Annotated in this window: 20 protein-coding genes and 1 pseudogene; 17 read left to right on the forward strand and 4 right to left on the reverse strand. The window is 67.6% G+C overall.

Annotated elements, in window-relative coordinates; translation table 11 throughout:
• From RTW82_RS30455 to aldA, 3 genes and pseudogenes are all read left to right on the forward strand, one after another.
• Positions 1-137 (forward strand): annotated as a pseudogene (locus tag RTW82_RS30455) (IS1595 family transposase); the annotation flags it as partial.
• Positions 138-893: 756 nt separating this feature from the next.
• The gene (locus RTW82_RS30460; protein WP_316927417.1) at positions 894-3062 is read left to right on the forward strand and encodes a PQQ-dependent dehydrogenase, methanol/ethanol family; all 2169 of its coding nucleotides are present in this window, start codon (positions 894-896) and stop codon (positions 3060-3062) included.
• A gap of 59 nt (positions 3063-3121) precedes the next feature.
• Positions 3122-4558: an aldehyde dehydrogenase gene (aldA, locus tag RTW82_RS30465; RefSeq protein ID WP_316927418.1), complete on the forward strand. Its 1437-nt coding sequence runs from the start codon at positions 3122-3124 to the stop codon at positions 4556-4558.
• A gap of 132 nt (positions 4559-4690) precedes the next feature.
• On the opposite strand, the gene RTW82_RS30470 is transcribed toward aldA, so the two are convergent.
• A complete protein-coding gene (locus RTW82_RS30470) occupies positions 4691-6643 on the reverse strand; it encodes a sigma-54-dependent Fis family transcriptional regulator (protein ID WP_316927419.1) in 1953 nt (650 codons plus the stop codon).
• A 408-nt stretch (positions 6644-7051) separates the two neighbouring features.
• Between RTW82_RS30470 and pqqA the strand changes: the two genes are divergently transcribed.
• From pqqA to RTW82_RS30510, 8 genes are all read left to right on the forward strand, one after another.
• A complete protein-coding gene (gene pqqA / locus RTW82_RS30475) occupies positions 7052-7123 on the forward strand; it encodes a pyrroloquinoline quinone precursor peptide PqqA (RefSeq protein WP_003243383.1) in 72 nt (23 codons plus the stop codon).
• Positions 7124-7167: 44 nt separating this feature from the next.
• The gene (pqqB, locus tag RTW82_RS30480; protein WP_265169318.1) at positions 7168-8082 is read left to right on the forward strand and encodes a pyrroloquinoline quinone biosynthesis protein PqqB; all 915 of its coding nucleotides are present in this window, start codon (positions 7168-7170) and stop codon (positions 8080-8082) included.
• A gap of 28 nt (positions 8083-8110) precedes the next feature.
• On the forward strand, positions 8111-8863 hold the full coding sequence (gene pqqC, locus RTW82_RS30485) for a pyrroloquinoline-quinone synthase PqqC (protein WP_316927420.1): 753 nt from the start codon (positions 8111-8113) through the stop codon (positions 8861-8863).
• Positions 8860-9138 carry a pyrroloquinoline quinone biosynthesis peptide chaperone PqqD gene (gene pqqD, locus RTW82_RS30490; RefSeq protein WP_043241947.1) on the forward strand — a complete coding sequence of 93 codons (279 nt, stop codon included), beginning with the start codon at positions 8860-8862 and terminating at the stop codon, positions 9136-9138. The genes pqqC and pqqD overlap by 4 nt, the downstream gene beginning before the upstream one ends.
• The gene (gene pqqE, locus RTW82_RS30495) at positions 9110-10273 is read left to right on the forward strand and encodes a pyrroloquinoline quinone biosynthesis protein PqqE (RefSeq protein ID WP_316927421.1); all 1164 of its coding nucleotides are present in this window, start codon (positions 9110-9112) and stop codon (positions 10271-10273) included. Before pqqD ends, pqqE begins: the two co-directional genes overlap by 29 nt.
• Before the next feature lie 24 nt (positions 10274-10297).
• Positions 10298-12154, forward strand: a complete 1857-nt coding sequence (locus RTW82_RS30500) for a S9 family peptidase (RefSeq protein WP_316927422.1) — start codon at positions 10298-10300, stop codon at positions 12152-12154.
• A 141-nt stretch (positions 12155-12295) separates the two neighbouring features.
• Positions 12296-13459, forward strand: coding sequence for an alcohol dehydrogenase-like regulatory protein ErcA (gene ercA / locus RTW82_RS30505; RefSeq protein ID WP_271658508.1), 1164 nt, complete (start codon positions 12296-12298; stop codon positions 13457-13459).
• On the forward strand, positions 13443-15122 hold the full coding sequence (locus RTW82_RS30510) for a NahK/ErcS family hybrid sensor histidine kinase/response regulator (RefSeq protein ID WP_316927423.1): 1680 nt from the start codon (positions 13443-13445) through the stop codon (positions 15120-15122). Before ercA ends, RTW82_RS30510 begins: the two co-directional genes overlap by 17 nt.
• 12 nt (positions 15123-15134) lie before the next feature.
• Here the strand turns inward: RTW82_RS30510 and RTW82_RS30515 are convergent, their stop codons facing one another.
• Positions 15135-15929, reverse strand: coding sequence for a transporter substrate-binding domain-containing protein (locus RTW82_RS30515; RefSeq protein ID WP_316927424.1), 795 nt, complete (start codon positions 15927-15929; stop codon positions 15135-15137).
• 479 nt (positions 15930-16408) lie between these two features.
• Between RTW82_RS30515 and modA the strand changes: the two genes are divergently transcribed.
• The 3 genes from modA to modC are packed head-to-tail and all read left to right on the forward strand — an operon-like array spanning position 16409 to position 18962.
• Positions 16409-17152 (forward strand): molybdate ABC transporter substrate-binding protein, encoded by a 744-nt coding sequence (gene modA, locus RTW82_RS30520; RefSeq protein WP_265170489.1) that lies wholly within the window; start codon positions 16409-16411, stop codon positions 17150-17152.
• Between the two features lie 21 nt (positions 17153-17173).
• On the forward strand, positions 17174-17854 hold the full coding sequence (gene modB / locus RTW82_RS30525; protein ID WP_316927425.1) for a molybdate ABC transporter permease subunit: 681 nt from the start codon (positions 17174-17176) through the stop codon (positions 17852-17854).
• A 19-nt stretch (positions 17855-17873) separates the two neighbouring features.
• Positions 17874-18962 (forward strand): molybdenum ABC transporter ATP-binding protein, encoded by a 1089-nt coding sequence (modC, locus tag RTW82_RS30530; RefSeq protein ID WP_316927426.1) that lies wholly within the window; start codon positions 17874-17876, stop codon positions 18960-18962.
• A 108-nt stretch (positions 18963-19070) separates the two neighbouring features.
• On the opposite strand, the gene RTW82_RS30535 is transcribed toward modC, so the two are convergent.
• On the reverse strand, positions 19071-19661 hold the full coding sequence (locus RTW82_RS30535) for an NAD(P)H-dependent oxidoreductase (RefSeq protein ID WP_316927427.1): 591 nt from the start codon (positions 19659-19661) through the stop codon (positions 19071-19073).
• Between the two features lie 161 nt (positions 19662-19822).
• On the opposite strand from RTW82_RS30535, the gene RTW82_RS30540 reads away from it, so the two are divergent.
• Positions 19823-20143, forward strand: coding sequence for a putative quinol monooxygenase (locus RTW82_RS30540; RefSeq protein WP_316927428.1), 321 nt, complete (start codon positions 19823-19825; stop codon positions 20141-20143).
• A gap of 88 nt (positions 20144-20231) precedes the next feature.
• Here the strand turns inward: RTW82_RS30540 and RTW82_RS30545 are convergent, their stop codons facing one another.
• A complete protein-coding gene (locus tag RTW82_RS30545; protein ID WP_316927429.1) occupies positions 20232-21230 on the reverse strand; it encodes an AraC family transcriptional regulator in 999 nt (332 codons plus the stop codon).
• A gap of 322 nt (positions 21231-21552) precedes the next feature.
• On the opposite strand from RTW82_RS30545, the gene RTW82_RS30550 reads away from it, so the two are divergent.
• Entirely contained in the window at positions 21553-22851 is a 1299-nt protein-coding gene (locus tag RTW82_RS30550; RefSeq protein ID WP_316927430.1) for a dicarboxylate/amino acid:cation symporter, read from the forward strand.
• Between the two features lie 232 nt (positions 22852-23083).
• Complete coding sequence (locus RTW82_RS30555) at positions 23084-24223, forward strand: acyl-CoA dehydrogenase family protein (protein ID WP_021222630.1); 1140 nt, start codon at positions 23084-23086, stop codon at positions 24221-24223.
• The last annotated feature ends 12 nt before the right edge of the window (positions 24224-24235 follow it).

Consider the following 24235-nt stretch of genomic DNA (forward strand, 5'->3'; position numbering starts at 1 on the left):
GTGTCGCGACCAAGTACCTGGAGAACTACCTGGGCTGGCGACGCCTGCTCGAGCGTTATGGAAATGATCTCAACCCGTTGATTTGTATGAAGGAATCGCTCGGCGGCTATCCAGTGCAACAGCTAACGCAGACATAGCCTTTTTTTGCCCATCGGTTATCCACTTCGTGGGAGCGAATTCATTCGCGATGGTGCATCCGGCCGCTCGAAGCCCCGTGCTGGCGGCGGGTCTTTCGCGGCTGAAGCCGCTCCCACAGGTCGGCATGTGCGGCTCGGTCGGGCGTCGCTCCGTTGGGCCTCGCTGCGCTCGGCGCCAACCTACGGTTGCATGCAGGCCGGCAATCACTATGTGGGGCTGGACGCCGCAATGGTGGATGGGTGAGGCGTCATCCACCCTAGGTTCCGGTCTACCGCCGAGGTTGGTTCGGGCGCGGTAATTCGTAGGGTGGATGGCGCTTTTTCATCCACCAAGCGGTGTTGGTCGTTAAACACGGAGTCTCCGTAGGTTGGGCTGAGGTACGAAGCCCAACGTCGCAAGGCCGGGCATCGCTCCGTTGGGCCTCGCTGCGCTCGGCGCCAACCTACGGTTGCGTGTAGGCCGGCAACCACTATGTGGGGCTGGACGCCGCAATGGTGGATGGATGAAGCGTCATCCACCCTACGCCACGGGTTGCTCCCACGGCCCTGACACAGCTGTTCCACCTCTCGTTGCGCCTGTCCCGCACCTGCGACATGTGCCCGCCTGGCGAGGTTCGCGGTGCCTCTCCGATAAAACCGTCAAACCCTTCTGCCACGGGCCCTGCAGCCATCCAGCGCAACGCTGGCACAGCCATTGCGATAGGGCTGGGACCGTGGCGCGAGGCTGCGGCCCTAATAAGAATCGGAGACCCACTGATGAAGCACATTGGCCTGCAATGCAGCGGAGGCTCGGAGCCGCCGCCCGCCGCCTCGACCTTCAAGCACCTGATCGCCGCCCTCACCCTGGGCGTGGCCTGTTCCTCGGTCGCATGGGCGGCCGACGTGGACGGCAAGCGCATCATCGCCGCCGACCAGGAGCCCGGTAACTGGATGAGCCACGGGCGTACCTACGACGAGCAGCGCTACAGCCCGCTGAAGACCATCAACGACAACAACGTCGGCAAGCTCGGCCTGGCCTGGAGCTACAAGCTCGACCTGGACCGTGGCGTGGAAGCCACCCCCATCGTGGTGGACGGGGTGATGTACACCACCGGCCCGTTCTCGGTGGTCTACGCGCTGGATGCGCGCAACGGCAAGCTGCTGTGGAAGTACGACCCGCAATCGGACCGCAACCGCGCCGGCGAGGCCTGCTGCGACGCGGTGAACCGTGGCGTGGCGGTGTGGAAGGACAAGATCTACGTCGGCGTGCTCGACGGCCGCCTGGAGGCCATCGACGCCAAGACCGGCAAGCGCGTCTGGTCGGTGGACACGCGCAACGACAAGAAGCGCAGCTACACCATCACCGGCGCGCCGCGCGTGGTGAACGGCAAGGTGATCATCGGCAACGGCGGCGCCGAGTTCGGCGTGCGCGGCTATGTCACCGCCTACGACGCCGAGACCGGCAAGCAGGCCTGGCGCTTCTTCACCGTGCCGGGCGACCCCAAGCTGCCGCCGGAAGACAAGGCCATGGAGATCGCCCAGAAGACCTGGTTCGGCGACGCCTTCGTCGAGCAGGGCGGCGGTGGCACCGCCTGGGACTCCTTCGCCTTCGACCCGGAGCTGAACCTGCTCTACATCGGCGTCGGCAACGGTTCGCTGTGGGACCCGAAATGGCGCAGCCAGGCCAAGGGCGACAACCTGTTCCTGTCCTCCATAGTCGCGGTCAACGCCGACACCGGCGAATACGCCTGGCACTACCAGACCACCCCCGGCGACGCCTGGGACTTCACCGCCACCCAGCACATGATCCTCGCCGAGCTGCCCATCGAGGGTAAGCAGCGCAAGGTGCTGATGCAGGCGCCGAAGAACGGCTTCTTCTACGTCATCGACCGCGCCACCGGCGAGCTGCTCTCGGCCAAGGGCATCGTGCCGCAGAACTGGACCAAGGGCATGGACATGAAGACCGGCCGGCCCATCGTCGACGAGGAGAACGCCGCCTACTGGAAGAACGGCAAGCGCAACCTGGTGACCCCGGCCTTCTGGGGCGCCCATGACTGGCACCCGATGTCCTACAACCCCAACACCGGGCTGGTGTACATCCCGGCGCACATCATGTCGGCCTACTACGAGCACATCCCGGATGCGCCCAAGCGCAACCCGTTCAAGAGCATGTACCAGCTGGGCCTGAAGACCGGGATGATGCCCGAGGGCCCGGACGGCCTGCTGGAAATGGCCAAGACCTGGTCCGGCAAGCTGATCGCCTGGGACCCGGTGAAGCAGGAACCGGCCTGGGAAGTGCCCTACGTCACCATCTTCAACGGCGGCACCCTGAGCACCGCGGGCAACCTGGTGTTCGAGGGCAGCGCCGATGGCCGGGTGATCGCCTACGCCGCCGACAGCGGCAAGAAGCTCTGGGAGCAACCCGCTGCCAGCGGCGTGATGGCGGCACCGGTGACCTACAGCGTCGACGGCGAGCAGTACGTGACCTTCATGGCGGGCTGGGGCGGGGCCTTCTCCACCTTCGCCGGGGCCCTGTCCCTGCGGGCCGGCGTGCAGCCGTTCTCCCAGGTGCTGACCTACAAGCTCGGCGGCACCGCCAAGCTGCAGGAACCGGCACCGCCGGCCGACGCCCCGCAGCCGCCGCCGCTGACCGCCAGCGCTGCGGATGTGGAGGCCGGCGCCAAGCTCTACGACGGCCATTGCTCGCAGTGCCACGGCATCCATGCGGTGAGCGGCGGCGTGCTGCCGGACCTGCGCAAGCTGACGAGCGAGAAGCACCAGATGTTCCTCGGCATCCTCTATGGCGGTCGCGTGCCCGACGGCATGCCGTCCTTCGCCGAGGCGTTCAACGCCGCCGAGGTCGAGCAGATCCGCCAGTACCTGATCAAGCGCGCCCATGACCTGAAGCAGGAAGGCGACGCCTGGACGCGCTTCAGCGCCAAGTGATCCGCCGGGCGGGCCGGATGCCCGCCCGTTCCACTCCCTGAAAGCAAGCGAGAGCGACCATGACCGAGACCCCCCTCTACCAGAACTACATCGCCAACGCCTTCGTCGGCAGCGACCAGCACATCGAGGTGCACAACCCGGCCAACGCCGAGCTGCTGGCGCGGGTGCCGGAATCCCCCATCGAGCAGGTGGAGCGCGCCATCGCCGCTGCCCGTGGCGCGCAGAAGGCCTGGGCCGCCAAGCCGGCCATCGAGCGTGCCGGCTACCTGCGCCAGATCGCCGCCAAGGTGCGCGCCAATGCCGAGCGCCTGGCTAGGATCATCACCCGCGAGCAGGGCAAGGTCCCGGCGCTGGCGCGGGTGGAAGTCGACTTCACCGCCGATTACCTGGACTACATGGCCGAGTGGGCACGCCGTCTGGAAGGCGAGGTGCTGACCAGCGACCGGGTCAACGAGCACGTGTTCCTGCTGCGCAAGCCGCTGGGTGTGGTGGCCGGCATCCTGCCGTGGAACTTCCCGTTCTTCCTCATCGCCCGGAAGATGGCGCCGGCCCTGCTGACCGGCAACACCATCGTCATCAAGCCCAGCGAAGAGACGCCGATCAACTGCTACGAATTCGCCCGCCTGGTGGCCGAGACCGACCTGCCCAGCGGTGTGTTCAACGTCGTTGGCGGGCGCGGCGCCAGCGTTGGCCACAGCCTCACCAGCCACGCGGGCGTGGACCTGATCAGCTTTACCGGCAGCGTCGGCACCGGCGCGCGGATCATGGCCGCCGCCGCGCCGAACATCACCAAGCTCAACCTGGAGCTGGGCGGCAAGGCCCCGGCCATTGTCCTCGCCGACGCCGACCTGGACCTGGCGGTGACCGCCATCACCGCCTCGCGGGTGATCAACACCGGGCAGGTGTGCAACTGCGCCGAGCGCGTCTACGTGGAGCGCAAGGTGGCCGATGCCTTCATCGACAAGATCGCCTCGGCCATGGCCGCCACCCGCTACGGCGACCCCTCCGAAAACGCCGAGCTGGACATGGGCCCGCTGATCAACCAGGCCGGCCTCGACAAGGTCGCGCAGATGGTGCGCACCGCCCAGGGCCAGGGTGCCCAGGTGGTGACCGGCGGCGCCGTGGCCGACAAGGGCAAGGGCTTCCACTACCAGCCCACGGTGCTGGCCGGCTGCAAGGCGGACATGGAGATCATGCGCAAGGAGATCTTCGGCCCGGTGCTGCCGATCCAGATCGTCGACGACCTCGACGAAGCCATCGCCCTGGCCAACGACAGTGAGTACGGCCTGACCTCATCCATCTACACCCGCAGCCTCGGCGCGGCGCTGAAGGCCAGCCGCGAGATCGACTTCGGCGAGACCTACGTCAACCGCGAGAACTTCGAGGCCATGCAGGGCTACCACGCCGGCACGCGCAAATCCGGCATCGGTGGTGCGGACGGCAAGCACGGGCTGTACGAGTTCACCCACACCCACGTGGTGTACATCCAGGAGTGAGGTGAGGGGAGGGGGGAACGGGGTGCCACGAACCGCACGGGCCTCCGTAGCCCGGACTTCAGTCCGGGAATCCCCCCTCTCCCGGGCTGAAGCCCGGGCTACAGGCTGGGCGAATGAATTCGCCCCTACGGATCAGAACATTTCATTGGGCTGGACGATGCCGTGTTTCTTCATCTTGCGGTACAGCGTGGAGCGGGAAATGCCCGAGGCCTCGGCCGCGGCGCTGATGTTCCAGCGGTGCTGGCGCAGGGTGGCCAGCAGGTGCCGGGCCTCGTCGTCGCCCAGCTGGCCGGCGAGGCTGGCGGGGCTTTCGGTGCGTGGCGCGAGCGTGGCGGGGAGGGCGGCCTGATGCAGTTCGGCGGGCAGGCAGTCGCAGTCGATCACGCCGTCCTCGGCCAGGGCCACCGCGTAACGCAGGGCATTGAGCAACTGGCGGATATTCCCCGGCCAGGGATGGGCGAGCAGGCGCTGGCGGGCCGCTTCGTCCAGGCGCAGCCCCTCGGCGCCGGGTTGGGCGGCGAGCAGGGCCTCGATCAGCTCGGCGCGGTCGCTGCGTTCGCGCAGGGCCGGCAGGGCCAGGGTCATGCCGCTGAGGCGGTAGAACAGGTCCTCGCGGAACAGCTTGGCCTGGATCATCCCGGCCAGGTCCTGGTGGGTGGCGGAGACCACCTGCACATCCAGCGGCACTGGTGCTTCGGCGCCCAGGGGGAAGATTTCGCGCTCGGCCAGCACGCGCAGCAGGCGCGTCTGCAGGTGGGCGGGCATGTCGCCGATCTCGTCGAGGAACAGGGTGCCGCCGTTGGCCAGCTCCAGCTTGCCCTTCATGCCTTTCTTGCTGGCGCCGGTGAAGCTGCCGCCGCGGTAGCCGAACAGTTCGCTCTCGATCAGCGTCTCCGGGATCGCCGCGCAGTTGAGCGCCACGAAGGGCCCGGCACGCCGGGCGCTGGCCTGGTGTATGGCGCGGGCGAAGGCCTCCTTGCCGGTGCCGGTCTCGCCGGTGATGAGGATGGGGATGCCCTTGTCGATCACCTTGCGGATGCGCCGCACGCCCTGTTGCAACTGCGGGTCGCCGCCGCCCAGGCGTTCCAGATTGGGGTGCTCGCTGGCCGGTGTGCGCACCTGCGGAGCGGGCGTGGCGGGGCGCAGGTGCCCGGCGGGAATGCGCAGGCCGACGTCCACCAGCGCCTCGCCCTGCAGGGCGCGCAGGCGCACGCCACGGGCGCCGCCGCTGGTGAGGCTGAGCAGCTCATCGACGTCGGCCGGCAGCAGGCTGTCGATGCGCCGGCCGAGCAGGGCGCTGCCCTGGGTCTCTTCGTAGGCGACGAAGGCGGCGCGGTTGGCACCGATCACCCGGCCCTGTTCATCGAGGGCCAGCAGCTGTTCGTTGGCCAGGTCGGTGATGTCGTCACGGGGCTTGATGGCCAGGGTCAGGCGGTCGCGGTAGCTCTGGCGGAAGTGGGCGTTCTCGATCAATCGGGCGTACATGATCACCAGTTGCAGGGTCAGGTACTGCGCCTCCTTGGGCCCGTCGCTGTTCAGGCAGGTGGCGTTGAGGCAGCCGCGCAGGTGGCCCTGGGCATCGAAGATCGGCGACACCGAGCAGCTCAGCCGCGCATTGGAGGTGAGGAAGTGTTCCTGGCGGTGGATGGTCAGCGCCTGGCCGGCCGCCAGGGCGGTGCCGATGCCGTTGGTGCCGGCCACGGATTCATCCCAGCGGGCGCCGACGATCAGGCCGGACTGGGTGTAGAGGTCGCGCTCGGCGGGCAGCCGCGCATCCAGGGTGATGCCGTCCTCGTCGCTGAGCAGCACCGCGAAGCCGGCCTGCACCACACGGCGGGCGAGGCCGGTGACGCCCTGGCTGGCGATGGCCAGGTATTCCTGGTGCTGGGCCTGGTGCTGGCGGATCTCGGCGGCGGTGAGGATGTTCTTCTCGCCGCGCCCGCGTGGGTTGAGGCGGTGCTGGGTGACGCTGCGGTACCAGGACTGGGCGATGAGCCCGTCGGGGCGGATGCCGCGCCCGGAGAAATGGTGGTCGACGAAGGCCGCGAGTTCGCTGGCGCTGGTCTCCGAGGCATGCAAGGTCATAGGCACTCCCGTTGGCCGATGGTCGCCCCTGGGGGCGCGCCTCGGCGTCTTGTTGTTTTGGTCGAACCGGCAGCCCGGCCGGACGCTCCAACCATAGACCGCAGAGCAGTTGCCTGCAGTTATCCATCCGTCGGAGATGGCACGGATACAGCAAGGCACATGCCGAAAGCTTCAGTCGCCGCCGCAAGGCCCGGTCCAGGGCACTTCGTCGCCAGGCCGTGCCGTGTGGGGCGCGTGGGCAGCCGTCGCAGAAATGCGACAGCTGTAGCGGGCGGGCGCACAGCTGTCGCACGCACGCTACCAAATCAGGACCGGAACTCGTTCGAAAGTAGCATTCGGGGGTGTCGGGCCTGGTGGTTAACTCAAACCTGCCGGAATTCTCCGGCGCCATAAGAAGAGGAACGACCCATGTGGACTAAACCCGCCTATACCGACCTGCGCATCGGCTTCGAAGTGACCATGTACTTCGCCAACCGCTGATCGTCCTTGCCCCGGTCCGCCGGGGCTTCCCGACAGGGGTTCCCATGCATATCCAGATTCTCGGCTCCGCCGCCGGCGGGGGCTTTCCGCAGTGGAACTGCAACTGCCGCAACTGCGCCGGCCTGCGCGCCGGCACCCTCAACGCCGAGGCGCGCACCCAGTCCTCCATCGCCCTGAGCGATGACGGGGTCAACTGGGTGCTGTGCAACGCCTCCCCCGACATTCGCGCGCAGATCGAGGCCTTCCCGACGTTGCAGCCGGCCCGGCGCCTGCGCGACACGGCCATCGCCGCCGTGCTGCTGATGGACAGCCAGATCGACCACGTCACCGGCCTGCTGACCCTGCGCGAGGGCTGCCCGCATTCGGTGTGGTGCACGGAGATGGTCCACCAGGACCTGACCAGCGGCTTCCCGCTGTTCACCATGCTGCAGCACTGGAACGGCGGTCTGGCCTGGAACCCCATCGCCCTGGACGGCGAGCCCTTCACCATTCCCGCCTGCCCGGGGCTGCGCTTCACCGCCATCGCCCTGCGCAGCAGCGCGCCGCCCTATTCGCCGCACCGGGGCAACCCGCACCCGGGCGACAACATCGGCCTGTTCGTCGAGGACCTGCGCACCGGCGGCTCGCTGTTCTATGCGCCGGGCCTGGGCCAGGTTGACGAGGCGCTGCTGGGCTGGATGCGCCGCGCCGACTGCCTGCTGGTGGACGGCACGCTCTGGCGCGACGACGAGATGCGCCTGTGCGAGGTGGGCGACAAGCTCGGCAGCGAGATGGGCCACCTGCCGCAGAGCGGCCCCGGCGGCATGCTGGAGGTGCTGGGCGGCCTTCAGGACAAGCGCCGGGTACTCATCCACATCAACAACACCAACCCCATCCTCGATGCCGATTCCGCCGAGCGCGCCGAACTGGACGCGCGCGGCATCGAAGTGGCCCGCGATGGCATGGCCATCCGCCTCTGAGCCGGTGGCGCATAACAAGGAGCTGTCCATGCAACAGACCGCCATGAGTCCCGAGCAATTCGAACAGGCACTGCGCGCCAAGGGCGCCTACTACCACATCCACCACCCCTTCCATGTGGCCATGTACCAGGGCCGCGCCAGCCGCGAGCAGATCCAGGGCTGGGTGGCCAACCGCTTCTACTACCAGGTGTGCATCCCGCTGAAGGATGCGACGATTCTCGCCAACTGCCCGGACCGCGACACCCGCCGCGAATGGATCCAGCGCATCCAGGACCACGACGGCGCACCGGGCGAGGCGGGCGGCATCGAAGCCTGGCTGCGCCTGGCCGAGGCGGTGGGGCTGGACCGCGAGCAGGTGCTGTCCCAGGAGCTGGTGCTGCCGGGGGTGCGCTTCGCCGTGGACGCCTACGTCAACTTCGCCCGCCGCGCCAGCTGGCAGGAGGCGGCGAGCAGCTCGCTGACCGAACTCTTCGCGCCGCAGATCCACCAGTCGCGGCTGGACGCCTGGCCCACCCATTACCCCTGGATCGACCCGGCCGGCTACGACTACTTCCGCTCGCGCCTGTCCCAGGCCCGGCGCGATGTGGAGCACGGCCTGCGCATCACCCTGGCGCACTACCGCACGGTGGAGCAGCAGGCGCGCATGCTGGAGATCCTGCAGTTCAAGCTCGACGTGCTGTGGAGCATGCTCGACGCCATGAGCATGGCCTACGAGCTGGAGCGCCCGCCCTACCACACGGTGACCCGCGAGCGGGTCTGGCACCGGGGGCTGGGGCAATGAGCGAGGTGCTGCAATCGAAGACCCCGCAACTGCGCCGGGGCTTCCGCTTCCAGTTCGAGCCGGCCCAGGGCTGCCACGTGCTGCTCTACCCGGAAGGCATGATCAAGCTCAACGAGAGCGCCAGCGAAATCCTCAAGCTGATCGACGGCCAGCGCAGCGTCGCCGCCATCATCGACGACCTCACCGGGCGCTTCCCCGATGTGCCGGGGGTGGACGAGGACATCCTCGCGTTCATGGAGGTGGCCAGTGCTCAGTTCTGGATCGAGTTGCGTTGAACCGCTTGGCACGGCCCGCCAGCCCGGCCCACCTTTATGGCTGCTGGCCGAACTGACCTATCGCTGCCCGCTGCAGTGCCCGTATTGCTCCAACCCCCTGGATTTCGACCGCCAGGGCGCGGAGCTGTCCACCGCCGAGTGGATCGAGGTGTTCCGCCAGGCCCGTGAGCTGGGGGCGGCGCAGTTGGGATTTTCCGGTGGCGAGCCGCTGGTTCGCCAGGACCTGGCCGAGCTGATCCGCGCGGCACGCGGCATGGGCTATTACACCAACCTGATCACTTCCGGCATCGGCCTCACCGAGACGCGTATCGCCGAGTTCGCCGAGGCGGGGCTGGACCATATCCAGATCAGCTTCCAGGCTGCCGACGAGGAGGTGAACAACCTGCTGGCCGGCTCGCGCAAGGCCTTCGCCCAGAAGCTGGCCATGGCCCGGGCGGTGAAGGCGGCGGGCTACCCGATGGTGCTCAACTTCGTCACCCACCGGCACAACATCGACAACATCGAGCGCATCATCGACCTGTGCCTGGAGCTGGAGGCGGACTTCGTCGAACTCGCCACCTGCCAGTTCTACGGCTGGGCCGAGCTCAACCGCGCCGGCCTGCTGCCGACCCGCGAGCAGCTGGAGCGCGCCGAGGCCATCACCAACGCCTACCGGGACAAGCTGGCGGCCCAGAACCACCCCTGCAAGCTGATCTTCGTCACCCCGGACTACTACGAGGAGCGCCCCAAGGCCTGCATGAACGGCTGGGGCAACCTGTTCCTCGACATCACCCCCGACGGCACCGCCTTGCCCTGCCACAGCGCACGGCAGCTGCCGGTGCAGTTCCCCAATGTGCGCGAGCACAGCATCCGCCACATCTGGCAGCACTCCTTCGGCTTCAACCGCTTCCGTGGCGATGCCTGGATGCCCGAGCCGTGCCGCTCCTGCGACGAGAAGGACCGCGACTTCGGCGGCTGCCGCTGCCAGGCCTTCATGCTCACCGGGGATGCCGCCAACGCCGACCCGGTGTGCAGCAAGTCGGCGCACCACGGCATCATCCTCGACGCCCGCCGCCAGGCCGAGGAGGCGCCACGGGGGATGGGCGAACTGGTGTTCCGCAACCCGGGCAATGCGCAGCTGATCGCCAAGGCCTGAGCCTTCGCCGCAGGAGGAATCCCGATGCCCATCGCCCCCTACGGCACCTGGCCCAGCACCTTCAGCGCCCTCGATGCGGCAGCGGCCAGCCACGATTTCGCCGAGCTGAAACGCTGCGCCCACGGCCTGCTGTGGAGCCAGTTCGACCCGGCGGACGCGCGCACCACCCTCTGGTTGTGGCGCCACGGTGAGGCGCGCTGCCTGACACCGGCGGGCTTCTCCCTGCGCAGCCGGGTGCACGAGTACGGCGGCGGCGCCTTCTGCCCCACCGCCGAGGGTGTCGCCTTCGTCAACGAGGCGGACCAGCAGCTTTATCTCCAGCGCGTCGACGGCGCGCCTCGGCCACTGACGCGGCAGCCCGGCAGCCGCTTCGGCGACCTGCAATTCGACGCCCAGGGCGAAGCGTTGCTGGCAGTGGAAGAGCGTCACGGTGGTGAGGCGGTGCGCAACCGCCTGGTGAGCATCGCCCTGGCCGATGGCACCCGCTCGGTGATTGCCGAGGGCGCCGACTTCTACGCCGCCCCGGTGCTGGACGGCACCGGCCAACGCCTGGCCTGGATCGAGTGGGACCGCCCCGAGCAACCCTGGACCGAGACCCGCCTGTGCGAGGCGCAGCGCGACGACAGGGGCAACTGGCAAGGGCACCGCGTGCTGGCCGGTGCCGCAGGCGGCGAATCCCTGCAGCAGCCGCGCTTCGCCGCCGATGGTCGTTTGCTGTGCCTGAGCGACCGCCACGCCGGCTGGCAACCCTGGGAGGAATCCACCCGGGGCTGGCGTCCGGTGGCGGGGTGTGCCGAGGCCGACCACGCCGCCGCGCCCTGGCAACTGGGCGCCTGCACCTGGTTGCCGCTGGAGGCGGGTGGGTTGCTGTCGAGCCGCTTCGAGCAGGGCTTCGGCGTGCTGGCGGAGCAGGGCGGGGCGGGGGAGCGACGCCTGGCCGACGCTTTCAGCCGCTTCCGCGCCCTGGCAGCCGACGAGGCCCATTTCTATGCCATCGCCACGGCGCCGGACCGGCTGCCGGCGGTGATCGCCATCGACCGCGTGGACGGTCGCGTCGAGGTACTGGCCGGCGGCGAGCAACCGCTGGGCGAGGCGCAGCTGTCACGCCCCGAGCCCCTGGGCTTCGACAGCGGCCAGGGCGAGCGCGCCCATGGCTTCTTCTACCCGCCACGCCATGCCGAGGTGCGCGGCCCGGCCGACGAGCGCCCGCCATTGCTGGTGTTCATGCACGGTGGGCCGACATCCGCCTGCTACCCGCAGTTCGACCCGCGCATCCAGTTCTGGACCCAGCGCGGCTTCGCCGTGCTCGACCTCAACTACCGGGGCAGCAGCGGCTACGGCCGCGCCTACCGCCAGCGCCTGCGTGGCGAGTGGGGGCGCATCGAGGTGGAGGACGCCTGCGCGGCGGTCGCCCACCTGGCCGCCGACGGGCGTACCGACGGCGCACGGGCCTTTATCCGCGGCGGCAGCGCCGGCGGCTACAGCGCCCTGCTGGCCCTGGCCGACAGCCGCGCCTTCCGTGGCGGCGCCAGCCTCTACGGGGTCAGCGACCCGCTGGCCCTGCGCCGGGTCACCCACAAGTTCGAGGCCGACTACCTCGACTGGCTGATCGGCGACCCCGACCTCGACGCCGAGCGCTACCGCCAGCGCACCCCGCTGCAGCGCCTGGATGACATCGAGGTGCCGCTGATCTTCTTCCAGGGCGGCCGCGACGCCGTGGTCGTCCCCGCGCAAACCTGTTCCATGGTCGACGCCCTGCGCCAGCGGGGCCGCGAGGTGGAGGTGCACCTCTACCCCGACGAAGGCCACGGCTTCCGCCAGGCGGCCAATCTCGCCCATGCGCTGGAGGCGGAGTACGGGTTCTATCGGCGGTTGCTCTGATCGCATGGCGATGGGGTGGGAGGTTCACAAGCACTGAAACGGGCGACTCGCAATCGGCTGGCACCCATTGGTCGGATTGAAAACGCCCCTGATTCCAGTAGTCTGCTTCCCATCCCATAACAAGAACGATCAGGCGGATTCATGCGCCACGACATCAGCCAACTGCGTAAATTCGTGTCCCCCGAAATCATCTTCGGCGCCGGCTGCCGGCATAACGTCGGCAACTACGCGAGCACCTTCGGTGCGCGCAAGGTGCTGGTGGTGTCCGACCCCGGCGTGCTGGCCGCCGGCTGGGTCGCCGATGTGGAGGCCAGCCTGCAGGCCCAGGGCATCGACTACTGCCTGTTCACCCAGGTCTCGCCCAACCCGCGTGTGGAAGAGGTGCGCCTGGGGGCGGATTTCTACCGCAGCGAGGGCTGCAACGTGATAGTCGCGGTGGGCGGCGGCAGCCCGATGGATTGCGCCAAGGGCATCGGCATCATGGTCGCCCACAACCGCTGCATCCTCGAGTTCGAGGGGGTGGACACCATCCGCGTGCCGAGCCCGCCGCTGATCCTTATCCCCACCACCGCCGGCACCTCGGCGGACGTGTCGCAGTTCGTGATCATCTCCAACCAGGCCGAGCGCATGAAGTTCTCCATCGTCAGCAAGGCGGTGGTGCCGGACGTGTCGCTGATCGACCCGGAAACCACCCTGAGCATGGACCCCTTCCTCTCCGCCTGTACCGGCATCGACGCGCTGGTGCACGCCATCGAGGCTTTCGTTTCCACCGGCAGCGGGCCGCTCACCGACACCCACGCGCTGGAGGCCATGCGCCTGATCAACGGCAACCTGGTGCAGATGATCGCCACGCCGGACGACATCGCCCTGCGCGAGAAGATCATGCTCGGCAGCATGCAGGCGGGGCTGGCCTTCTCCAACGCCATTCTCGGGGCGGTGCACGCCATGTCCCACAGCCTCGGCGGCTTCCTCGACCTGCCCCATGGCATGTGCAACGCGGCGCTGGTGGAGCATGTGGTGGCCTTCAACTACAGCGCCGCGCCGGAGCGCTTCCGCATGGTGGCCGAGACCCTGGGCATCGACCCGCGCGGGCTCAACCACAACCAGATCCGCCAGCGCCTGGTGGAACACCTGATCGCCTTCAAGCAGTCGGTGGGCTTCCACGAGACGCTGAAGCTGCACGGCGTTTCCACCTCCGACATCCCCTTCCTGTCGCGCCATGCGATGGAGGACCCCTGCATCCTCACCAACCCGCGCGAGTCGAGCCAGCGGGATGTCGAGGTGGTGTATGCCGAGGCCCTCTGAGGAGCAGCGCCAGGCGCTGCTCGGGCTGGGCAGCCACTCGGCGCGCAAGAGCCATTACCCCGAGCTGCTGAGCCGCCTGGAGGAGCTGGAGACCGAGCGCAACCGCTACAAGTGGCTGTTCGAGCACGCGGTGCACGGCATCTTCCAGGCCAGCCTGCAGGAGGGCCTGCGCGCGGCCAACCCGGCGCTGGCGCGGATGCTCGGCTACGACTCGCCGGAGCAACTGCTGTGGTCGCTGACCGACCTGGCCAGCCACCTGTTCGTTGGCGGTGAGGCGGAGCTGGTGCACATCCGTGCCGAGCTGCAGCGCCAACAGGGGTTGATCGGCTACGAGACGCGCCTGCGTCGCCAGGATGGCAGCCATGTGGACGTGCTGATGAACCTGCTGCTGAAGCCGGACGAGGAGGGGCTGTTCGAAGGCTTCGTCGCCGACATCACCGAGCGCATCCTCGCCCAGCAGCGCCTGCAGACCCTCAACGACGAACTGGAGCAGCGGGTGGCGGCGCGCACCCTGGAGCTGCAGACCCTGAACGGCCAGCTGCGCGAGGCGCGGGACGCCGCCGAGGCTGCCAACCAGAGCAAGGACAAGTACCTGGCCGCCGCCAGCCACGACCTGCTGCAGCCGCTGAACGCCGCGCGACTGCTGGTTTCGACCCTGCGCGAGCGCAGCCTGCCCGGCGCCGAGCAACTGCTGGTGGAGCGCACCCACCTGGCCCTGGAAGGCGCCGAGGACCTGCTCACCGACCTGCTGGAAATCTCCAAGCTGGACCAGAGCGCGATCCGCCCGGACATTGACGCCTATCGCCTGGACGAGTTGCTGGCGCCGCTGGCCTCGGAGTTCCAGAGCGTTGCCCAGTCCGCCGGGTTGCAGCTGCGCGCGCGCATTCCCAAGGGGCTGGCGGTGAGCACCGATATCCGCCTGCTGACGCGCATCCTGCGCAACTTCCTCAGCAATGCCTGCCGCTACACCGAGCGCGGCCGCGTGCTGCTGGGCTGCCGCCGCCGGGGCGACCGGGTGCGGCTGGAGGTGTGGGACAGCGGCCGGGGCATTCCGGCGGACCAGCTGCAGGCAATCTTCCTCGAGTTCAACCAGCTGGACCGTGGCCGCGCCGCCGAACGCAAGGGCGTGGGCCTGGGGTTGGCCATCGTCGACCGCATCGCCGGCATCCTCGGCTGTCCCATTGCCGTGCGTTCACAGCCGGGGCGGGGTTCGGTGTTTTCCATCGAGGTGCCGCTGGCGGAGGTGCTGCCGGCGCGCCGCGAGGACGCCCCCGTGCGCCCGCAGACCGGCGACCCGCTGCCGGGCCGGCGCCTGTTGGTGCTGGATAACGAGGCGAGCATCCTCCACAGCATGGCCGCGCTGCTGGGCCAGTGGGGTTGTGAGGTGGTGACCGCGCCCGACCTGGAGAGCGCCCTGGGCAACCTGGGTGGCGTCGCGCCGGAGGCGATCCTCGCCGACTACCACCTCGACCATGGCGTGACCGGTTGCGAGGTGGTGCAGGCACTGCGCGGGCAGTTCGGCCGGGCCATTCCGGCGGTGATGATCACTGCTGACCGCAGCGACGAGTGCCGGCGCAACCTCCAGGCCCTCGGCGCGCCGCTGCTGAACAAGCCGGTGAAGCCGGGCAAGCTGCGGGCGGTGCTGAGCCAGTTGCTGCTCTGACCCCGAGTGGGGTCAGTTGCCGTGCGGGGTGGCGGCCAGGACCTGCTTGAGCTGGGCCTGGTAGTCGGCCGATTCGCGCTGGCGGGCGACCTCGTCCCAGATGGCATGGGCGAGGCTGGGGTTCATGTCCATCAAGCGGTTGGACAGCATCAGGTAGTAGTCCTTCTGCTCCAGCGGCACGGGGCGTTTCTCGATGCCTTCGCCGAGGTCCGGGTGGCTGGCCAGGAGCTGATCGGCGCGCAGGGTCTGCATGGCGGCGGCTTCGAAGCGGTGGCCGTGGAGCATGCGCAGCAGGGCCAGTGGGTCGCGGCTGGTTTCTTCCACGTCCAGGCCGTGGGCCTTGAGGAAGTCGATGATGGAGAAGCCGCTGAGGGACGCGACCCGGCCCTGGATGCCCGTGAAGGTGTTGCCGTCCCAGTCGGCCTGGCTGCCGCGCAGGCGGTACAGCGAGTAGGAGGCGCTGTGCAGGCGCTTGTCGGTATCCAGCGAACCATCAGCGCGGTACGGGTAGTGGCCCATGACCTGGCGCTCGGCCTTGAAGGAGGAGGCGAAGGCGCCGTCGTACTGGCCCCGGGCGAGGCCGTCGAGGCAGCGCTTCCAGGGCATCGGCTGGCGTTCGATGGTCAGTTTCAGGGCGCTCTGCACGCGGTCGAACAGCGCCTGGTTGAGGCCTTTGTCGTCGAGCATCACCCAGGGCCAGGAGTCCTGGTCCTCGTAGCAGAACACCAGCTTCGCGGGTTCGGCTGCCTGGGCCTGAAGGGCGAGGAAGCAGGCGAGGATTAAGGTGATGGGCTTGATCGGTGACATGGTGGCTCTTTCCGGGCAGGCGCCAGGGAAGTGTAGTCAGGCCGCCGTGGCCGTCCGCTGGCGGGCGCATTTCTAGCATGATGGCAAAGCGCCGTCTCTGCTCCTCGGGTGAACTTGAGAACCCGGTCAGGATCGGGACGGGGGAGGCGGATGAACGGGGGGCTGGGCGGGTACAAAAATGGCCGCAAGGGGCGGCCATGAGGTTTCCGCGGCAGGGGAGGCGGAGGCGATAGCGGCGCGGGGAGGGCGGGGCGGCGCCGGACTTTTCCGTCATGGCCATGTGAGCCGCGTGCGGCGTCAGATGGGGGCTGGTCCCTCAGCCGCAGCCAGTGTCGCCGGCCCGTGTTGCAGGCCTGTGACGGGCGCGAAGAAAATTTTATTCGCTGTATAGTTTTATACATAGCGAAGGGGTAGAGTCGGCTCCCGCTTCACGCGCTGCTCAACCTCACACAAAAACAAAGGAGTGCTCCATGGGCCACATGTCCCGTCTGTTCATCGCGCTTGCTGCCTGCACCACCGCCAACCTGGCTATGGCCCAGGACGTCCAGGTCGCGGTCGCCGCCAACTTCACCGCACCGATCCAGGCCATCGCCAAGGACTTCGAGAAAGACACCGGCCACAAGCTGGTGATCGCCACCGGTGCCACCGGCCAGTTCTATGCGCAGATCAAGAACGGCGCGCCGTTCGAAGTCTTCCTCGCCGCCGACGACAGCACCCCGGCCAAGCTGGAGAAGGAAGGCGACACCGTTGCCGGCACTCGCTTCACCTACGCCGTCGGCACCCTGGCCCTGTGGTCGGCCAAGGACGGTTACGTCGACGCCAAGGGCGAGGTGCTGAAGAAGAACGAATACAAGCACCTGTCCATCGCCAACCCGAAAGCCGCGCCCTACGGCCTGGCAGCTACCCAGGTGCTGGAGAAGCTGGGCCTGACCGCCCAGGTCAAGGGCAAGCTGGTGGAAGGCCAGAACATCACCCAGGCGCAGCAGTTCATCTCCAGCGGCAACGCCGAGCTGGGCTTCGTCGCGTTGTCGCAGATCTACAAGGATGGCAAGGTGACCGGCGGCTCTGCCTGGATAGTGCCGGCCGAGCTGCATGACCCGATCAAGCAGGACGCGGTGATCCTCGCCAAGGGCAAGGACAACGCCGCCGCCAAGGCGCTGGTCGACTACCTGAAGGGCGACAAGGCCGTCGCGGTGATCAAGTCCTACGGCTACGCGCTTTGAGTTGAATGAGGGAGCGGTGCGATGCCACTGAGTGGTGACGACTGGGCGGCGATCTGGCTGACCCTGGAGCTGGCGACCCTGACCACGGCCCTGTTGCTGCTGGTGGGAACGCCCATTGCCTGGTGGCTGGCGCGCACCGACTCCTGGCTGAAAGGTCCCGTGGGGGCGGTGGTGGCATTGCCGCTGGTGCTGCCGCCCACGGTGATCGGCTTCTACCTGCTGGTGAGCATGGGCCCCCACGGTTTCATCGGCCAGTTCACCCAGTCCATTGGGCTGGGTACCTTGCCCTTCACCTTCGCCGGCCTGGTGGTGGGGTCGGTCTTCTATTCGCTGCCCTTCGTGGTGCAGCCGCTGCAGAACGCCTTCGAGGCCATGGGCCCGCGCCCGCTGGAAGTGGCGGCCACCCTGCGCGCCAGCCCCTGGGACAGCTTCGTCACCGTGGTGCTGCCACTGGCCCGACCGGGCTTCGTTACCGCCTCCATCCTCGGCTTCGCCCACACGGTGGGGGAGTTCGGCGTGGTGCTGATGATCGGCGGCAATATCCCGGAGAAGACCCGGGTGGTGTCGGTGCAGATCTTCGATCACGTCGAGGCCATGGAATATACCCAGGCCCACTGGCTGGCCGGTGGCATGGTGGTGTTCTCCTTCCTCATACTGCTGGCCCTGTATTCCAGCCGGCGCATGAAGCCGGGCTGGACCTGACCCCAAGGACCCTCGCGGCATGAGTCACGAAATACGTGCGCGCCTCTACCTGGCCTGGCCCGGCTTCGAGCTGGACGTCGACCTCGCCCTGCCCGGGCGTGGCGTCACCGCGCTGTTCGGCCATTCCGGTTCCGGCAAGACCAGCCTGCTGCGCTGCATCGCCGGGCTAGAGCGCAACGCGTGCGGGCGCCTGGAGATCAACGGCGAGACCTGGCAGGACAGCGAGCGCGGGCTTTTCGTGCCCACCCACAAGCGCGCCCTGGGCTACGTGTTCCAGGAGGCGAGCCTGTTCGAGCACCTGTCGGTGCGGCGCAACCTGGCCTACGGCGAGAAGCGCATCCCCGTCGCCGAGCGGCGGGTGAAGCTGGAGCAGGCGGTGGAGCTGCTGGGCATCGGCCATTTGCTGGAACGCATGCCGGCACGCCTGTCCGGTGGCGAGCGGCAGCGCGTGGGCATGGCCCGGGCGCTGCTGACCAGCCCGCGCCTGCTGCTGATGGACGAGCCCCTGGCGGCGCTGGATGGCAAGCGCAAGGCGGAGATCCTGCCGTACCTGGAGCGCCTGCATGACGAACTGGATATCCCGGTGCTCTATGTCAGCCATTCGCCGGACGAGGTGGCGCGGCTGGCCGATCATCTGGTGCTGATGGACGAAGGCCGCGTGCTGGCCAGCGGGCCCCTGGGCGAAACCCTGGCGCGGCTGGACCTGCCCACCGCGTTGGATGATGACGCCGGCGTGGTGGTAGAAGGGCGGGTGATCGGCCATGACCCGGAGTACGACCTGCTCAGCCTCGGCCTGCCGGACAGCGGCCTGAGCATGCGCGTGGCCCACGCCCCGGCGGAGCGTGGCCGGCGCGTGCGCTTCAAGGTGCGCGCCCGGGATGTGAGCCTGAGCCTGCAGCGCCAGGCGGACAGCAGCATCCTCAACCTGCTGCCGGCGACGGTGCGCGAGGAAATTCCCGCGGACAACGCCGCCCATGTGCTGGTGCGCCTGGATGTGGACGGCACGGCGATGCTGGCGCGCATCACCCGCTATTCCCGCGACCAGCTCGGCCTGCACCCGGGCCAGCAGCTGTGGGCGCAGATCAAGTCGGTGGCGCTGTTAGCCTGAGGGGCTTCGCAGGGGGAGGTCGGTGTTCCGAGTGCCCGGCGGAACCTCGCGGATGATGGGTTTCGCTTCGCTCTACCCATCCTACAAGTTGCGTTTCGACCTACGGCATCAGGCGCTGGCGCCGAATACCTTGGCCAGGTGGGCTTCGTAGCGGGCGATGTCGCCTGCGATATCCGGGCGCTTCATCACGTCGACGGCGAGGAAGGTGGGCAGGCCGGTCATGCCGAGGAACTGGTTGGCCTTGTGGAAGGGGAAGTAGACCGCGTCCACACCCTTGGCCTCGAAGAAGTCGCTGGGGTCGTCGAAGGCTTGCTGCGGGGCGTTCCAGGTGGCGGAGATCATGTACTGCTTGCCGTGCAGCAGGCCGCCGCTGCCGTACTTCTGCGAGGCGTCGGAGCGGGTGCGGCCATCGTTGGCGTAGAGGCTGCCGTGGCCGGCGGTGAAGACTTCGTCGATGTATTTCTTCACGGTCCAGGGCGCGCCCATCCACCAACCGGGCATCTGCCAGACGATGACGTCGGCCCAGAGGAATTTCTGCACTTCTTCGGCGGTGTCGTAGCCGCCGTCGATGAAGGTCTCCTTCACGTCGAAGCCCGAGCGGTCGAGGAAGGCCAGGGCGGCTTCGTGCAGGGTGCGGTTGTAGCGGCCGTCGGAGTGGGCGAACTGCTTGCCGCCGTTGAGCAGGAGGATCTTTTTCATGGCTGGTGGCCTCGTGAGGTTCTCGATGGCCGGCAGACTACCCAGTGAACCGGCCCGGAAAAACCGCCTTCCAGACAAATCGCCTTTGCGTGAAAAGCACGAATGAGTGGGGAACTGTTGCGATAGGCTGCGGCGCCTTTCAGTCAGCGGAGCCCCATGCCATGAGCGATACCTGTGCCTTCATCCTCCATGCCCAGCTGCGCCCGGAGCGCGCCGACGCGTTCGAGGCGCTGTTCCGCGCCTATGTCGAGCCGAGCCGCGCGGAGGCGGGCTGCATCGAATACCACATGCTGCGCGACGCCCGGGACCCGACGCTGTTCATCTTCTTCGAGGTGTGGCGTTCGCGGGCGGACCTGGAGCGCCATTCGTCCCTGCCGCACATGCAGGCCTTCCACGAGCGGCGCATGGAATTCCTGGTGCGGGATTTCGAGATCCGCGAGATCGAGATGCTCAGCGCGGCGGCGATGGTGAAGGCGGGGTGAGCCGCGTCGTTCATCGGGTGTTCCGGGTATCCCCTGGGCTGAAGCCCAGGCTACATCCCAGGTTACAACTCGGGCTGCGCCGGGGCGGTCAGGCTTCCTGGGCGCGGTAGGCGCCGGGGGTGAGGCCGGTCCATTTCTTGAACGCGCGGTGGAAGGCCGAGGGCTCGGAGAAGCCAAGCTGTTCGGCGATGGCCTGGATGGCCAGTTCGTCGCGGCCCAGGTGGTAGATGGCCAGGTCGCGGCGCAGGTGGTCCTTCAGTTCCTGGAAGCTGGTGCCTTCCTCGCGCAGGTGGCGGCGCAGGGTCTGCGGGCTGATGTGCAGGTGCTGGGCGACCTTTTCCAGGTCCGGCCAGTCGCGGCAGTCGCGGCCCAGCAGGCGACGGATCTGGCTGTTCAGGCTGTCGCCGCCGTCGGGACGGGCCAGCAGGTCGGCCGGCGAGTGTTCGAGGAAGTGCTTGAGGGTGCGCTCGTCCTGCAGCAGCGGCATGGCCAGGTAGCGCGCCTGGAACAGCAGGCTGGTGCAGGGCGCGTCGAAGCGGCGGGTGGTGGGGAACAGCAGCTCGTATTCGCCCACGTGCTCGGGCTCGGCGTAGGCGAAGGTGGCTTCCTCCAGGCGGATGCGCTGGCCGATCAGCCAGCTGCCGAGGCGGTGCCAGATCACCAGCAGGCTTTCCACCAGGAAGTGGTCCGGGTCCCAGAGCGTGGCGTCGTCCACCGTCAGGCGCACCGATTCGCCCTCGCGCTCCAGCAGGATGCGCGGCGCCTCGGGGAACAGGCCGTAGAACATCGCGCCTCGCCCCAGGGCTTTCTCGAGGCTGCGGCAGTGGATGATGGCGTGGCACATCATGGCGAAGGTGCCGCGCTTGCTGCGCTGGCGGCCGAATCCCATGTACTCGTCGTCCAGCGCCTCCCACAACAACTGCATCAAGCGGCTGAACTGCTCGGGGGCGATGCGTGCCCGTGGCTCGTCCAGCAGCGCGGCCTGGATGCCGGCGTTGCGCAGGATGGCGGTGCAGTCCACGCCCTGGCGTGCGGGGCCGCGCAAGGCGGCTCGGACGAAGTGGCTGGCGATGGTGCGCTCGCGCATGGGCGGCTTCCTGGCTCGGGGTGACCGATGGTAGGTCGTGGCAGAAGCAGGCGACAAGGGGTGGATGTGGCGGGAATCCCCCTGCTTCGCTGGCGGGAATCCGCCCGAGGGATTGTCCTACAGCGTCCGGCCATTTTCTGTAGGCCACGGCGCACTAGGCATTGCGCCGGCAAGACGGGTTGGCACAGCCCTTGCGATAGGAGCAGCGCCATCCATTGGTTTGGATCGCAGAACAACAAAGTCTCCCAGCAAGGGAGGTGATTGAGACCGGTGGTGCGCCCCTGTACGGAATCAGGCCCCGCACCACCCGAGAGGATCTGCCATGACCCGTCAACCCCTCTACAAAAGCCTTTATTTCCAGGTTCTGGTGGCCATCGCCATCGGCATCCTGATCGGCCATTTCTTCCCGCAGACCGGCGTTGCCCTGAAGCCCCTGGGCGACAGCTTCGTCAAGCTGATCAAAATGGCCATCGCGCCGATCATCTTCTGCACCGTGGTGACCGGCATCGCCGGCATGCAAAGCATGAAGGCCGTCGGCAAGACCGGCGGCTACGCGCTGCTGTATTTCGAGATCGTTTCCACCCTGGCGCTGGTGATCGGCCTGATCGTGGTGAACGTATTCCAGCCCGGCGCCGGCATGCATGTCGACCCGACCACCCTGGATATCAAGGGCATCGCGGCCTACGCCGCTGCCGGTGAGAAGCAGTCCACCATCGACTTCCTGATGAACGTCATCCCCGGGACCGTGGTCGGCGCCTTCGCCAACGGCGACATCCTCCAGGTGCTGTTCTTCTCCGTGCTGTTCGGTTATGCGCTGCACCGCATGGGCGACTACGGCCGCCCGGTGTTCGAGTTCATCGAGCGCATCTCCCAGGTGATGTTCAACATCATCAACGTGATCATGAAGGTCGCGCCCATCGGTGCCTTCGGTGCCATGGCCTTCACCATCGGCCAGTACGGCGTGGGTTCGCTGGTGCAGCTCGGCCAGCTGATGCTGTGCTTCTACATCACCTGCCTGCTGTTCGTGCTGGTGGTCCTGGGCAGCATCGCCCGTGCCCACGGCTTTAGCATCCTCAAGTTCATCAAGTACATCCGCGAAGAACTGCTGATCGTGCTGGGCACCTCGTCCTCCGAGTCGGCCCTGCCGCGCATGATCGCCAAGATGGAAAAACTCGGCGCCAACAAGTCGGTCGTCGGCCTGGTGATCCCCACCGGTTACTCCTTCAACCTCGACGGCACCTCTATCTACCTGACCATGGCCGCGGTGTTCATCGCCCAGGCCACCGACACGCCGATGGACATCACCCACCAGATCACCCTGCTGTTGGTGCTGCTGATCGCTTCCAAGGGCGCCGCCGGCGTCACCGGTAGCGGCTTCATCGTCCTCGCCGCCACCATCTCCGCCGTCGGCCACCTGCCGGTTGCGGGCCTGGCGCTGATCCTCGGCATCGACCGCTTCATGTCCGAAGCCCGCGCCCTGACCAACCTGGTGGGCAACGGCGTGGCGACCCTCGTCGTCGCCAAGTGGTGCAAGCAGCTGGACACCGACACGCTGGACCGCGAACTGGCTGGCAATGGCAATGGCAATGCCGCGCCGCAGGCAGAAGCCCAGCGCGTCTGAACCGCGTAATTCTCTCCTCCCTCCCCACGGGGAGGAGATTTTCCAGGCCCGTCTCGTGACGGGCTTTTTTATGGGCGCAGGAAAGTGGGACGTAGCGCGCCGATCCCCTTGCCTGGCGTGCGCGGGTACCCATGAGCACATGGGTCAATCGACCCTGAGCGCTTGTGTCATTGAGCGCTTGGGCGGGCGCCGCCTACCCTGCGGAACGATTTTTTCCAGGGAGACCCTTCGCATGCAGCGCATCCATTTCGAAACCGAACACAACATGTTCCGCGACTCGTTCCGTGCCTTCCTGCAGAAGGAAGTGGTGCCGCACCAGGAAGCCTGGGAAGAGGCGGGCGTGGTGGATCGTGCGGTGTGGCGCAAGGCTGGCGAGATGGGCTTCCTGCTGCCCTGGGCGGACGAGGAGTACGGCGGCGCCGGGCTGAAGGACTTCCGCTACGAGCAGATCATGTGCGAGGAGCTGGCCCACATCAACGAACCGGGCTTCATGATCCCGCTGCACTCGGCGCTGTGCGGCCCCTACATCGCGGAGTACGGCAACGCCGAGCAGAAGGCGCGCTTCCTGCCGGGGATCATCAGCGGCGAGATCATCCTCGCGGTGGCCATGACCGAGCCCTCGGCCGGTTCCGACCTGGCCGGCATGCGCACCACCGCGGTGGACAAGGGCGACCATTACGAGCTGAACGGCTCCAAGGTGTTCATCTCCAACGGCCTGCTGGCCGACCTGGTGATAGTCGCGGCCAAGACCGACCCGGCCAACAAGCACGCCATGGGCCTGTTCCTGGTGGAGCGCGACATGATCGGCTTCGAGCGCGGGCGCAACCTGAAGAAGTTGGGCATGAAGAGCCAGGACACCGCCGAGCTGTTCTTCAACAACGTCAAGGTGCCCAAGGAGAACCTGCTGGGCGATGCCAAGGGCGGCTTCTTCTACCTGATGAACATGCTCGCCCAGGAGCGTCTGACCAACGCCTGCGGCGCGGTGGCCGGTGCCGAAGCGGCGCTGCAGACCACCATCGACTACGTGAAGGAGCGCAAGGCCTTCGACCGGCCCGTTTCGCACTTCCAGAACACCCGCTTCAAGCTGGCCGAGATGCGCACCCAGATCGACGTCGCCCAGGTCTTCACCGACCGCTGCGTGATGGACCACAACCAGCGCAAGCTGACCCCCGAAGTGGCCGCCGAGGCCAAGCTGTTCACCACCGAGCTGCTGTGCAAGGTGGTGGACGAGGGTGTGCAGCTGCACGGCGGCTGGGGCTACATGTGGGAGTACCCGATCTGCAAGATGTACGCGAATGCGCGCATCCAGCGCATCTTCGCCGGCACCTCGGAGATCATGAAGGAGATCATCAGCCGCGGCATGAAGCTCTGAACCCCAGCCCGG

The organism is Pseudomonas sp. zfem005, from assembly GCF_032621735.1.
Classification (GTDB): Bacteria; Pseudomonadota; Gammaproteobacteria; order Pseudomonadales; family Pseudomonadaceae; genus Metapseudomonas; species Metapseudomonas solani.

Bases quoted from the DNA above. Each gene is read 5' to 3' on its own strand.
- RTW82_RS30460 (WP_316927417.1), top strand. From the start codon at position 894: ATGAAGCACATTGGCCTGCAATGCAGCGGAGGCTCGGAGCCGCCGCCC.
- aldA (WP_316927418.1), top strand. From the start codon at position 3,122: ATGACCGAGACCCCCCTCTACCAGAACTACATCGCCAACGCCTTCGTC.
- RTW82_RS30470 (WP_316927419.1), bottom strand. From the start codon at position 6,643: ATGACCTTGCATGCCTCGGAGACCAGCGCCAGCGAACTCGCGGCCTTC.
- pqqB (WP_265169318.1), top strand. From the start codon at position 7,168: ATGCATATCCAGATTCTCGGCTCCGCCGCCGGCGGGGGCTTTCCGCAG.
- pqqC (WP_316927420.1), top strand. From the start codon at position 8,111: ATGCAACAGACCGCCATGAGTCCCGAGCAATTCGAACAGGCACTGCGC.
- pqqD (WP_043241947.1), top strand. From the start codon at position 8,860: ATGAGCGAGGTGCTGCAATCGAAGACCCCGCAACTGCGCCGGGGCTTC.
- RTW82_RS30500 (WP_316927422.1), top strand. From the start codon at position 10,298: ATGCCCATCGCCCCCTACGGCACCTGGCCCAGCACCTTCAGCGCCCTC.
- ercA (WP_271658508.1), top strand. From the start codon at position 12,296: ATGCGCCACGACATCAGCCAACTGCGTAAATTCGTGTCCCCCGAAATC.
- RTW82_RS30510 (WP_316927423.1), top strand. From the start codon at position 13,443: ATGCCGAGGCCCTCTGAGGAGCAGCGCCAGGCGCTGCTCGGGCTGGGC.
- RTW82_RS30515 (WP_316927424.1), bottom strand. From the start codon at position 15,929: ATGTCACCGATCAAGCCCATCACCTTAATCCTCGCCTGCTTCCTCGCC.
- modA (WP_265170489.1), top strand. From the start codon at position 16,409: ATGTCCCGTCTGTTCATCGCGCTTGCTGCCTGCACCACCGCCAACCTG.
- modB (WP_316927425.1), top strand. From the start codon at position 17,174: ATGCCACTGAGTGGTGACGACTGGGCGGCGATCTGGCTGACCCTGGAG.
- modC (WP_316927426.1), top strand. From the start codon at position 17,874: ATGAGTCACGAAATACGTGCGCGCCTCTACCTGGCCTGGCCCGGCTTC.
- RTW82_RS30535 (WP_316927427.1), bottom strand. From the start codon at position 19,661: ATGAAAAAGATCCTCCTGCTCAACGGCGGCAAGCAGTTCGCCCACTCC.
- RTW82_RS30540 (WP_316927428.1), top strand. From the start codon at position 19,823: ATGAGCGATACCTGTGCCTTCATCCTCCATGCCCAGCTGCGCCCGGAG.
- RTW82_RS30545 (WP_316927429.1), bottom strand. From the start codon at position 21,230: ATGCGCGAGCGCACCATCGCCAGCCACTTCGTCCGAGCCGCCTTGCGC.
- RTW82_RS30550 (WP_316927430.1), top strand. From the start codon at position 21,553: ATGACCCGTCAACCCCTCTACAAAAGCCTTTATTTCCAGGTTCTGGTG.
- RTW82_RS30555 (WP_021222630.1), top strand. From the start codon at position 23,084: ATGCAGCGCATCCATTTCGAAACCGAACACAACATGTTCCGCGACTCG.